The organism is Rhizobium sp. 2MFCol3.1 (assembly GCF_000377565.1).
Lineage (GTDB): Bacteria > Pseudomonadota > Alphaproteobacteria > Rhizobiales > Rhizobiaceae > Rhizobium.
This window is the reverse complement of record NZ_KB898359.1, coordinates 106,390-118,301: the sequence shown is the minus strand read 5'-3', so window position 1 is coordinate 118,301 and position 11,912 is coordinate 106,390. Positions and strand designations below refer to the sequence as shown.

The window sequence follows — 11,912 nt, the reverse complement described above, 5'->3', positions numbered from 1 at the left end:
TCACATGGCGGAAGCGGCGAAATTGCCATCGTAGGCGGCTTTGACAAGACGTTTCATGGCGTCGAGATCAAACGGCCGTGGATTGTTCTTGATCAGCCTGTCAATGTTGAAGGCCTGCTCGGCCGTCCAGTCCAGCTTGTCTGCTGCGAGCCCTAGATCGGCGAGCGTTGCGGTAATGCCGATCGCCGCGAAAAGCCTGCGGATTTCCTCGATTGCTGCCACCGCGAGCTGCCTCTCGTCGAGACCCGATGTCCCCAGACCGAGCGCCGCTCCGATCTGCGACATTTCGGTAACTGAAGCCGAAAGGTTGTAGTTCATGACGTAAGGCATCATTGTCGCGACGCCGAGACCATGGGCCGTATGCGTCAAAGCGCCAGCCGGGTACTGAACGGCGTGGGCCGCGGCCGTGCCTGCTGTCCCAAACGCGCAGCCTGCAGCAAGTGCACCCATCATTACGTCGGCGCGCGCATCTTCGTCCGAACCGTCCTTGCAGGCTTTCTCGAGACTTCGGCCAAGAAGCTTGATGGCTAGCAGCGCGAAGTGGTCGGTCAACGCGCTCTTGCCGATGAAGACGTGCTTCTGAGCCAAGGAATGATCAACGCCGCGACGCGCGGCCGTGAAGGCCTCAATCGCATGGGTGAGGGCGTCAGCGCCTGCAACGGCAGTCAAGCCTGGTGGGCACGTCATCGTCAGCTCGGGATCGCATATCGCGGCTGTTGCTATCAGATAAGGGCTAGATATCCCGACCTTCAAAGTGCGTTCGGAATCGGAAATTACCGCAACAGGGGTGACCTCCGAACCCGTACCCGCCGTTGTCGGGACAGCAAGGACGGGGATTATCGGGCTTGGCACCTTGTATTCGCCATAGTAGTCCTTGAGCTGGCCACCGTGAGTCAACAGGAGTGCTGCGCACTTGGCCATATCCAAACAACTTCCACCACCGATGCCGATCACCATCTCTGGATCGAACGTTCTGGCGTCCTCTACGCAAACCGAGACACTGTCGGCTGGCACGTCGGGCTGTACTCCGTCGTAGATCAAAACGGCTACGGAGGCTGCTTCAAGCGCGCTCACGAGTTCGGCGAATACGGAGGTCGCCGCGAACCTCTCGTCCGTGCATACCAGGGCTCTCCTTCCAAGCCTTGCCGCGACAGTTGCCAGGGCATGGCGCTGTCCTTTGCCGAACAAGATTTCCTGGGGAAGCCGTAGAGCGGCGAAGAGGGTCATTGTCCATGTCCTTTGACAAGCGGTTTGCTACTGTAAGAAAGGGCGTTGAGTTCGTCCCAAAGCCGCGGCGAAATCGCTATGCCGGACGAAAGGGCTTCTTCACGTCGTGCCAATGCGCCGTCCCCTGGGACGGTTACCGGACGGGCCGGATCAGCTGGCAGCGAGTTGCGAACGCCGTTGAGATAGGTGGTGAAACTGGCGAGCATCTCGGGTTGCTCGCCAATATCAATAGCAATGAGGACGTCGCCCTTGTTGCATAAAGCGTTGGCGTCGAGCGTTCCTCGAACGTTGGGCGCTAGAGCAGATTTGGCGACAGATGCGACCATCAGTTCCAGCGCCATACCCAATGCATAGCCCTTGGCCTCCCCGAACGGGGCGATTGATCCTTTCGTGGCTGCGGTAGCATCGGTTGTTGATCTCCCATCGGCGTCTCGCGCCCAGCCCCTCGGTATCGGAGAGCCGTTGGCGGCATGGTGGTGAATCTTGCCCATCGAGACGATGCCGGTTGCAAGGTCGATCACCATCGGCCGATCCGCGGTGGGTATGGCGATCGCAAGCGGGTTGGTCCCCAAAAGCGCCTGCGTCCCGCCGTAAGGGTGAACCAGCGCCTCGCTCGAAGACATTGCGAGCCCTATAAGACCTTTGTCGGCCAGACGTTCGACGTAGTAGGCAAGCATTCCAAGATGGTTCGAGTTGCGGATTCCAGCAACCGCGACACCAGCCTGACGGGTTCGGTCTGCCAGGTGCTCAAGCGCTGCGCAGGCCACCACTGGGCCAAGCCCCTTCATGCCATCGACTTCCAGGAAGGACGACGACCGCCAATGCGAACGGCCTGCGGAAGCCGGGTCAATAAGAGTGCGCTCGATGCGTGCAAGGATGCGGGGAAGGCGCTGCAGGCCGTGCGATGGATGGCCTTTCAATTCGCCTTCGAATAGGACGCGTGCCTGTAAACGCGCGTGTTCCAATGGGGTGCCTCGCTCCTCTAAAAGGCGCGTCGCTAGGCACAGAGCACTCTCTTGATCGACCCTCACTTTGGCTCCAATATAAAATCCTATAGGATATGGGATTGCATATCGGCGAGCATCATGTTAGCGATTGATCATGTCAAGAGGCAAAAACATGCAACTGAAAATTCCCGCGGTGACACCTGACACATTCGATACGAGTGGCTTTATCCCACGCGCTAACAGCCTCGCTGGCAGCGTTTACGAAGCGATATTCGCTCAGTTGATGACGTTAAAGATTCCGCCTGGCACACGCATCACGGTCGACAATCTCGTTCGCGAACTCAACGTGTCGCAGACACCGATCCGCGAAGCGCTCGGACGCCTAGAAGGCGAAGGTCTCGTCGTTAAGACCCACCTTATCGGCTTCAGCGCCGCTCCGCAGATTACCCGCCGACGTTTTGACGAGCTGTATCAGCTTCGCCTGTTGCTAGAGCCCGATAGCGCCGCGAGGGCCGCAATCGCCATGGACGACGTCAAGCTTTCAGCCGTGCGGGCAGCTGCTGGGCTGATGGGTCGCCGCGAAGGCGGCGATGAACGTTTGCGCTATTCCACCTTCGCACGACAGGACGCGATGTTTCACGACAAGATTCTCGAGATCGCAGGCAACGAACTTATTCGCGAAACCCTGAACCATCAGCACACGCACTTTCATATATTCAGGTTGATGTTCCATTCGCGGGTGACAGAAGAAGCGTTGGACGAACACGAGGCGCTTCTGGCGGCGCTGGAAGCTGGCGATGGCCCGGCCGCGGAGCGGGCAATGCGTGTGCATCTTGAGCATTCACGTGACCGGCTCCTGCCGGCTTTCGACCAAGGGTGACGGAATGTCCAACGTCGCGAGCATCGGCAGAGCGGGTACGCAAGACGTGAAGGAGGCCATCCAACCCGTTCGGCAACACGTACTGCGCGCAAAAAGCCTATCGAAACAGTATGGCCCCGTCACTGTTCTGTCCGATATCACGCTCGATATTCTGCCTGGAGAAATTCACGCTATCATCGGGGAAAACGGTGCCGGCAAATCAACCTTCATGCGGTTGCTGTCAGGCTATGCCGAGCCGTCGGCTGGGTCACTGTCGATGGCTGAGGTTGACGTCAAGTTTGATAAACCCGAACGCGCCCAAGATGCGGGTATCGTGCTTGTCCATCAGGAGATACTCCTCGCCGAGGCTCTGACTGTCGCCGAAAACGTGTTTCTCGGCAGAGAGCTGATGCGAAATGGTACCGTCGACGACAAAACCATGCGACGTCTTACTCGAGAGAAGCTTGCGGAGCTTGGCTGCGTTGTGTCGCCGAACGCGCTTGTTCGCAACATTTCGCTGGCCGACCGTCAGCTGGTCCAGATCGCCCGAGCCCTCCTGGATGACTACAAGCTTGTCATCTTTGACGAACCCACTGCCGTTTTAACTGGCGAGGAAGTCGAGCGGCTCCTTGCCATCATCCTTCGCTTGAAGGAGCAGGGGACCGCAGTCCTCTACATCAGCCACCGGCTCGATGAAGTGCAACGTCTTGCCGATAAAGTCACGGTCCTGCGTGACGGCAAGATGATCGGAACCTATCCCGGACACACGCTCAGTCAGATGGACATGGCGCGGCACATGGTTGGCCGCGACCTTGCTGCGCTCTACCCGCCGAAGCGAGCAATTGCCCCATCCAAGACGACGCTTTCAGTCCGCAATCTCACCGTGCCCGGCTTCGCAAAAGACGTTTCGTTCGACGTCCGTCAATCGGAAATCCTTGGCTTCGCAGGGATGATCGGTGCCGGACGCACGGAACTCTTCGAGGGCATAATGGGGCTTCGTCCTGCGACCGGTACTGTCGAACTGCTTGGCAAGGCAATCAACATCCACACGCCCAGGGCAGCCCTCGACGCCGGTATCGGTTATCTAACCGAGGACCGTAAGGGCAAGGGCCTTCTCTTGCAGGAACGGCTTGCTCCGAACCTCACCTTGTCGGCGCTGGGACGCTTTCATCCCGGGCTGCTCATGCGCCGCAAGCGCGAACAGATGGCACTGACGCAAGCCGTTGATCAATATGACATCCGGCTCAAAAACCTGGGCGTGAAAGCAGGCCAGCTCTCCGGTGGCAATCAACAGAAGCTGCTGCTTGCAAAGGTGTTGCTCACCACGCCGTCGGTCGTTGTCATCGACGAGCCGACCCGCGGGATCGACATCGCCAACAAGGCGCAAATTTACGCATTCATTCAGCAACTCGTGTCGGAGGGGAAGACCTGCATCGTCATCTCCTCGGAGATGCAGGAGCTGATCGGCATCTGCGACCGAATACTGGTAATGCGCGAGGGGCGTATTGCTGGGGAAGTCTCAGGCGAGGCGATGACGGAACATAATGTCGCGCTCATGGCGACGAGCCACGCGGCTGGAAGCAATGAGGGAGGAAGAAGATGACGGTGATTACGGGTTCCACTGCGGTCAGGCCGGAACGTGATTGGAATATCGGCTGGTCGGATGTCGGCCCCTTTATCGCGCTTGCCGCGCTCATGGTGATCGGCTTTGCTATCAATCAGGATTTTCTCTCAGCCACCAACCTCGGCAACGTGATTACCCGAAGCGCCTTTATCGCGATCATCGCAGTCGGCGCGACATTCGTCATTTCATCCGGCGGCCTCGATCTTTCCGTGGGCTCCATGGCGGCGTTCATCACGGGTATCACCATCATGTTCATGAACAGGATGGCGCCGGAATGGGGCGTGGCGGCTATTCCCGCGGGGATGCTGGTGGCTGTCGCCGTTGGGTTGTTCTGTGGCCTGATGAACGGGATTATCGTCACGGTCGGCAAAATCGAACCCTTCATCGCTACTCTCGGCACGATGGGCATATTTCGGGCACTGATCACCTACATGTCGGATGGCGGCACGATCCCTATCGATCGTGGCCTGCGTGACGCCTATCGACCGGTTTATTTCGGTACCATTGCGGGGATACCGTTTCCGATCCTGATTTCGATCGCGGTCGCAGCCGTTGCGTCCTTCATTCTTTATAAAATGAAATACGGTCGTAAATGCGCAGCCGTCGGAGCCAATGAAGACGTCGCCCGCTACTCCGGCGTTTCGATCATCAAGACCCGTACGATCGCCTACGCTATCCAAGGTGCCTGCGTCGCGATCGCTGCCATCTGTTATGTGCCGCGGCTCGGTGCGGCTACGCCAACCACGGGCGTTCTCTGGGAGCTCCAGGTAATCACTGCGGTGGTCATCGGTGGGACAGCGTTGCGCGGTGGGAAGGGACACGTGTGGGGAACGGTGGCGGGCGCGGTCATCCTCGAGCTCATCGCAAACCTCATGGTTCTCTCCGACTTCGTTTCGGAATACCTCGTGGCGGGCGTCCAGGGTGTGATCATCATCATCGCCATGCTCATTCAAAGGTTCTCGAAATAATCCGTGTCAGGACCACACGGGTTCACGATCTTAGGTCCAAATTCTGGGAGGAATGGAATGTCTACTACAAAATGGATCGCGGCTGCAGCCGTGAGTACGATGCTGATTGCGGGCCACGCGCTCGCTGAGGATAAGAAGGTTGTCGCGGTATCGATCCCGGCAGCCGACCATGGTTGGACAGCGGGCATCGTGTATCACGCTCAGGCCGCCGCCAAGGAGATCAATGCCGCGTTTCCGAATGTCGAGGTCGTCGTCAAGACCTCACCGTCGGCAACGGCTCAAGTCAGTGCCCTTGAAGACCTGTCCGCGGGTCGTAAGCTCGACGCACTGGTCATTCTGCCGTACACGTCCGAAGAGCTGACCACTCCGGTCAAGGCCGTAAAAGATGCCGGTACGTTCATCACCGTGGTAGACCGTGGCCTCAACGATGCGACGATCCAAGACCTTTATCTCGCAGGCGACAACATCGCGGTTGGTCGCAACACCGCGAAGTTCATGATCGACAAGCTGGGCGGCAAGGGCAATTTGGTTGTTTTGCGCGGCATTCCGACCGTCATTGACGACGAGCGAATTCAGGGTTTCCAGGACGCTATCAAAGGTACTGACCTCAAGGTTCTGGACATCCAGTATGCGAACTGGAACAGTGACGAAGCTTTCAAACTAATGCAGGACTACCTTGCTAAGCACCCTCAGATCGACGCCGTATGGGCCAACGACGACGATATGCTGCTTGGCGTTCTCGAGGCCGTGAAAGAGTCCGGCCGCAAGGACATCAAGCTAGCGCTCGGCGGTAACGGCATGAAGGATATCGTCAAGAAGGTTATCGATGGGGACGCGATGACGCCTGTCGAAACGCCTTATCCGCCTGCAATGATCAAGACCGCGATCTACATGACTGTCGCGAATTTAGTGGGTCAGGCGCCCGTTCGCGGAACGGTCAAGCTCGACGCTCCGCTCATCACTCAGGAGAACGCCAAGGAATATTATTTCCCTGACTCTCCGTTCTGATCACCAACGTCAACCGGGGCGGCTGAGCCGCCCCATAGCATGAGAAAAGAGGAGTAAATCATGCCAGGCAAAAAGATATTGATGCTGACAGGCGAGTTCACCGAGGAATACGAGATATTCGTCTATCAGCAGGCGATGGAAGCGGTCGGCCACACAGTGCACGTTGTTTGCCCAGACAAGAAGGCGGGAGATCTGATCAAGACGTCGCTGCACGACTTTGAGGGCGACCAGACCTACACCGAAAAGCTCGGCCACTTTTTCACGATCAACAAGACGTTTTCGGAAGCCGAGGCGCAGCTTGATCAGTATCACGCTGTCTACGCGGCCGGCGGACGTGGTCCCGAGTACATCCGAACCGATAAACGCGTCCAGGCGATGGTTCGCCATTTCCACGAGACACGCAAGCCTATCTTCACGATCTGCCACGGGGTTCAGATATTGATCGCCGTCGACGGTGTCGTGCGTGGCAAGCGTGTCGGCGCGCTTGGCGCGTGCGAACCTGAGGTCACGCTTGCTGGCGGTACATACGTGGACCTGTCGCCGACCGAGGCACTCGTTGATGGAACCATGGTTTCGGCAAAAGGGTGGACTGCACTAGCGGCGTTCATCAGGGAATGCTTGAAGGTCTTGGGAACGGAGATCCACCATCGCGAGGACGTCGGCCAGGCCGCGGAATAGTCCACGGAATTGGGTGTGCCTACCTTTCGCAAATCGAGGCCGCCTTTATGGGCGGCCAAGAACTTTACGCCCCCCGTTATCCGGCTGGCCCCAATCAAGTGTTGAAATCAGCCGCGTGAAGCATGCATGCTCTGAGATCAAGCAAGAATTCCCCCGCCCCGGCTCGCCACACCATTGAAAACCGCGTTGATGTATCGCGCACGCACGCCGCTGAGAACGACGTGGTTCTCGAAGGAAGGGCGCTCTTGTGGCGATGGCGATACTGGCGTCAAGATGGCGCAAGAACATGGCCGAATTGACGCCCCATTGCGCCATCGAAAGATGACTGGCGTCAAAAGCCTGCGAAAAGACTATGTCATGATGCTGGAACCGCTGTCCCGTTATAGGCTCAGATCCCAACCTGGATCGCCTTATCTTTCCATGGTCTTTTGGAGGCCGGCGGGGGCTATTTCAGACGTAGCCTTGATGCTCGCCGAATGGAACATTTTCACTGAGGTTCCCCTTGCCAATTCGCTCGCTTTCGCCTGACAGATGACTGTCTGACTGCTCGGCCTCTCGAGCTTGGTCTTCAGGTGGAAGATGTGGCAAATGGCCTGAAGGTAATTCGTCATCCCCGAGGTTTTGTTCGCGACCTTCGTTGTTCTTTTGCTCCAAGCTGGCAGTGATCGCAGATTGTCTCTCAGCTGCCCATGCTACATCCGGTTCCGCGAGCGAGATACTGCGATCGACCCGTGTCGGGTTTGACGATGCGGTGGACGATACTGGGGAAAGCCGCTCAACCATTTGGATTTTCCTTGCTCAAGATCTTAGATAGTGAATGCGCCGCGAACCGCAAGCCCACAAGTATACAACGTATGATTGGCCGGTTCAGGCGCCGACATTTTTTAGGATGCTCAGGCAATTCGCATTGAAAGCGTGGTATGCGCCAGACCACATCTCGACGCGCGGTGGTGTCGGCATATCGGGACCGCGTTCACGCGAACCGAAAAGGGGATCGGTGTGCGGCTCAAGCGGATCGTGGGCTGTCGGTGTCAACGGAAGGGACAGACTGCGACCACTTGGTGGACGTTCGTGGCTACCAGTATGTGTTGACATGGTCCACAAAGTCGCAGGCAGTCATAGGTCCGCCGGTTGTGATGCTCGATCAAGCCGACGGCGTCGACGGACGTTCCTTAGCCCGGTTGCTTGAAAGCGCCGCTCGAGTGATGTCTTCAATATCAACTTAAAGGCGACCGCGGTGCCTCGGGAGGCGGCCCGGCCTGTTTCGGTATGCCTACGATCTCAACATTCACAATGAAAAGCGCGCCAGAAGGAAGTCTGGGTAGGCGCTAGACCGCTCAGCAATCTTCGCGAGTTCGTCCTCGCTCTGGCCAGCCAGGATACCCGTTCCCACTAGGACTGAGCCTAGACCGGCGGTGTTCGCTCCAAGGATGTCGTGCTCAATGCTGTCTCCGATACAGACAACGCGGTTCTGCTTATCTATTGCAGCTACTTTGAGGGCATACTCGTAGATCTCGGGAAATGGCTTTCCAACCCAGCGCACGCTCCCGCCAAGCTCCTCGTAGAGTTTTGCAATGCTCCCGGCTCCGGGCGCGATCCGGCCCTGATGTAGCTTGTGGATGTCTGGATTGGTGCAGAAGCATGGGATGCCGTTTACCGCGGCTGGGAGCAGCATCTTCCGATACTCATCCATTGAGATCCGCTCGGCCTCGCTGCCCGAAATGATAACGATATCAGCGCCGCGCGCGGCACCGGTGGACGCAAGCCCGAGACGATCCGCTAGGTCGGTGTCTCCCCCGCTGGAAATCGTAAAACACCGTGCGGATTTCGAGACACCTGATCCCTGTTTTGAGAGGAGGTCAAACGCGACATCGCCGGAGGTCACGAAGCGTTCGAAGCTTTCCGCCGCGAAGCCAAGTCTGACCAGTCTCTCGCTGTTGTAATCTCCGCTCCGCCCGGAGTTCGAAAGAACGATCGCGCGCTTTCCTTGCGAGGCAAGCCACGACAATGCTTTGACAGCCCCTTCATAAGGCCCAATGTCGTCGCGCAAAACACCAAACTGATCAATCAGAAATACGTCGTACGTCCGCGTCAATGCCGCAAGGTCGGTTTTTGTCGGGTTAAACATGCGGGCCCCCGTTGGCTAGAACGAGGGTAGCGGTCCCAACGGCGGCCTCAACCGATTTCGCTGGTAGTGGCTCGAGCCCCATCGCTCGGGCTCTCATTGCCGTCCAGGCGGGGTTTTGTGCGCCGCCGCCCACCGTGCGCAGCGTCCTTAGGGCGGGGGAACCAAGTTCACGCAGGCGATGGTAACCCAGGCGCTCTATCTCGGTCATTCCCTCCAGGAGGCCTTGGAAAAACGCCGCGTCGTTTGCGGGTCGCGGCTCAAGGCGCGGCAGATAGTGCGGATCATTGATTGGAAAACGCTCACCCGGCCTAAGGAGCGGGTAAAATCCCAAACCGAGCGGTTGATTAGGGTCAATCGCGGTCGTCAGGGCCGTCAGCCGGTCGTCACCTATCAACGCACGCAGTACGTTTCCACCACTGTTCGATGCGCCGCCCACCAGCCAGAAATTGCCCACACGGTGTGAATAGACCCCGAACTCTGGCGCATTGATCGGTTGGTCGGACGCTAACTTTAATACGATCGTCGAACCAAGAGCGGTGACCGCATCCCCGACGGCTGAAGCGCCGGTAGCCAGGAAGGATGCACATCCATCGGTGGTGCCCGCATGGTACCATGCCGAAGCGGGGATACCCAGTTGTCTGAGATATCCTGAGATTTTGGCAATTCGCGCGCCGGCGCGGTAAACGCTGGGCAAGCTCGCGATGTTCATGCCTGCCGCTTCGATCCACGCCGGCCAGGTCTGGCTTTCGAGATCAAAACCTGATTTGAGCGCGTTGTTTTCATCACTGGGCCGACCTGGGCATCCCAGCTTCATGAGGATCCAGTCCGCCTGATGCACGATGGCGTCAACATCGCGGTCACGGGACAGGTAAATAGCGCGCGCTAAGCCTGAGTTCGCGCCGACGGCCGTTGCGCCGTCGGGAGCATGTCGCGATATACTTACCACGATGGCCGCATCGGGGCACGGCTCGTTGTACATCAGCACTGATCCGGTGGCTTCGCCCGAAGCGTTTAGCGACAAGATCGTTCCAGACGTCCCGTCGACGGCGACGCCCTCGACCGCTCGAAGGTCGATTGTCGCGGCGAGTTGTTCCATCGCTTCTTTCACTCGCCGCCACCAAGCCGCAGGGTCACGCAGTTCGTCATTGGACCTAAACGGCGATGCGGCAAACGCTACTGGAGTGCCGTCAACGTCGATGGCGGCCGCGCGAGCGCCCGATGTTCCAATATCAATTCCAATGGCGACCGCTGATCCAGCATTTTTGGTCACGCTGTTTGCCTCGCCGATCCACGATCGAGCGCCTGTCGATATTGCTCGGCCTCCCAGTTCATCAGCTCGTATTCGTCGCTTTCGGACAGGTAGACGACTTTGCTTTCAGTGGGGATGCGGCCGACAACCTCGGCCAGGCACCGCGCCATCACTTCACCGCCAGCTGTCAATGCGCTCGAAAGCAGAATGCCTTTGTCTGGGACAATCAGCATCTTCGGCACCTCTCGACCCTCGTTGTGCGAGGCTGCTTGGAAATCCGCGGCACTTTGGCCTTCCCGCAACACGCCGATCTCGGTTCCGAGGAAGATCACGTGGTCGGGATACAGGGATCCTCCCAAGGCGATTGCCCGGTTCACTTCGGACAATGCGACCTTATGACTGTCGTGGTCTCGCGCGGGATGGAATCCAGATCCTTTGGCAATAGCGTCGAGTGCCGCAAGATCGGGGCTGATCGTCTCGCGCGTGCCTCGCGCCAGAGCCTTCGTCACGCGTTCGATCTTGTCCGCAACGTCTTCGACGGTGTTACCACATACAATGATACCGTGATTGAACAGGATCAAAACATCCGGTCGAGACGCAGCCGCTTTTTCGATCTCCCTCGCCAACGGCGTTCCCGGACGTCGGTAGGGGATGGTGACCCATGTGAGGTCCGCAACGGTCCGCATTCGATCAGCCAACTCTTGGTCGCGGTTTTCAAGCACCGAAAGCGCAATCGCGTTAACGCAGTGATAGTGAGCAATGACGGGGCTTTTAAGCGCCGCGTGGAAGCTTGTCTCGATGGACGGCCTGAGCCCGCTCGAGTTCAGTTCGCTTACTATGAAATCCGTTGATTTTTCCGCCCGAGGATCTTCCGCCCGTAACGCGCGCACGAGTGGTTCGACAACCACCGGAACCATAATGTCCTCGGCCTGCGCTTTGGCAAGCCAAGTGCCAGACGCCTTCACCCACATGACGCCATCATCCTTGATGGACGTGTTTCCACCCGCACCTTGGGTCTTGAGGATGTCGCTACCGATCTCGCTGGAAAGCCGGAGGAACCCCTTGAACAGGTCCGTTCCTCTTAGGTCTGGTTGATCCATGAATGTCTCCTCCTGACGATTGTCGCCCAATGATGAGCGAACTCCGGCCCACCATATAAATGTGATCGAATATCGTCAACGATGAAGATTTTACATCTTCCTATGTTGCGGTGGATGATTGTCT

The 11,912-nt window shown here is 58.0% G+C and carries 11 protein-coding genes; 5 read left to right on the top strand and 6 right to left on the bottom strand.

What is annotated here, in order from left to right:
* Together D460_RS0115435 and D460_RS0115430 are read right to left on the bottom strand one after the other, a co-directional pair.
* Positions 1-1,227 (bottom strand): iron-containing alcohol dehydrogenase, encoded by a 1,227-nt coding sequence (locus D460_RS0115435; protein ID WP_018899469.1) that lies wholly within the window; start codon positions 1,225-1,227, stop codon positions 1-3.
* The gene (locus tag D460_RS0115430; RefSeq protein ID WP_026283192.1) at positions 1,224-2,258 is read right to left on the bottom strand and encodes an Ldh family oxidoreductase; all 1,035 of its coding nucleotides are present in this window, start codon (positions 2,256-2,258) and stop codon (positions 1,224-1,226) included. Before D460_RS0115430 ends, D460_RS0115435 begins: the two co-directional genes overlap by 4 nt.
* An 88-nt stretch (positions 2,259-2,346) precedes the next feature.
* Here D460_RS0115430 and D460_RS0115425 point away from each other — a divergent pair, with 88 nt between their 5' ends.
* Genes D460_RS0115425 through D460_RS0115405 form a run of 5 tightly spaced genes read left to right on the top strand, consistent with a single transcriptional unit; the run spans position 2,347 to position 7,311 of the window.
* Positions 2,347-3,054, top strand: a complete 708-nt coding sequence (locus D460_RS0115425) for a GntR family transcriptional regulator (protein WP_018899466.1) — start codon at positions 2,347-2,349, stop codon at positions 3,052-3,054.
* A 4-nt stretch (positions 3,055-3,058) separates the two neighbouring features.
* Entirely contained in the window at positions 3,059-4,636 is a 1,578-nt protein-coding gene (locus D460_RS0115420) for a sugar ABC transporter ATP-binding protein (RefSeq protein WP_081619920.1), read from the top strand.
* Positions 4,633-5,625 carry an ABC transporter permease gene (locus D460_RS0115415; RefSeq protein ID WP_018899464.1) on the top strand — a complete coding sequence of 331 codons (993 nt, stop codon included), beginning with the start codon at positions 4,633-4,635 and terminating at the stop codon, positions 5,623-5,625. Before D460_RS0115420 ends, D460_RS0115415 begins: the two co-directional genes overlap by 4 nt.
* 57 nt (positions 5,626-5,682) lie before the next feature.
* A complete protein-coding gene (locus D460_RS0115410; RefSeq protein ID WP_037111437.1) occupies positions 5,683-6,633 on the top strand; it encodes a substrate-binding domain-containing protein in 951 nt (316 codons plus the stop codon).
* Between the two features lie 60 nt (positions 6,634-6,693).
* Positions 6,694-7,311 carry a DJ-1/PfpI family protein gene (locus D460_RS0115405; RefSeq protein ID WP_018899462.1) on the top strand — a complete coding sequence of 206 codons (618 nt, stop codon included), beginning with the start codon at positions 6,694-6,696 and terminating at the stop codon, positions 7,309-7,311.
* 450 nt (positions 7,312-7,761) lie between these two features.
* Here the strand turns inward: D460_RS0115405 and D460_RS35965 are convergent, their stop codons facing one another.
* The 4 genes from D460_RS35965 to D460_RS0115385 form a co-directional block, all read right to left on the bottom strand.
* Entirely contained in the window at positions 7,762-8,094 is a 333-nt protein-coding gene (locus D460_RS35965; protein WP_155947757.1) for a hypothetical protein, read from the bottom strand.
* Between the two features lie 505 nt (positions 8,095-8,599).
* Complete coding sequence (locus D460_RS0115395) at positions 8,600-9,439, bottom strand: TIGR01459 family HAD-type hydrolase (protein ID WP_018899460.1); 840 nt, start codon at positions 9,437-9,439, stop codon at positions 8,600-8,602.
* Complete coding sequence (locus D460_RS0115390) at positions 9,432-10,709, bottom strand: FGGY-family carbohydrate kinase (RefSeq protein ID WP_026283188.1); 1,278 nt, start codon at positions 10,707-10,709, stop codon at positions 9,432-9,434. Before D460_RS0115390 ends, D460_RS0115395 begins: the two co-directional genes overlap by 8 nt.
* Positions 10,706-11,788, bottom strand: a complete 1,083-nt coding sequence (locus tag D460_RS0115385) for a class II aldolase/adducin family protein (protein WP_018899458.1) — start codon at positions 11,786-11,788, stop codon at positions 10,706-10,708. Before D460_RS0115385 ends, D460_RS0115390 begins: the two co-directional genes overlap by 4 nt.
* Between the last annotated feature and the right edge of the window lie 124 nt (positions 11,789-11,912).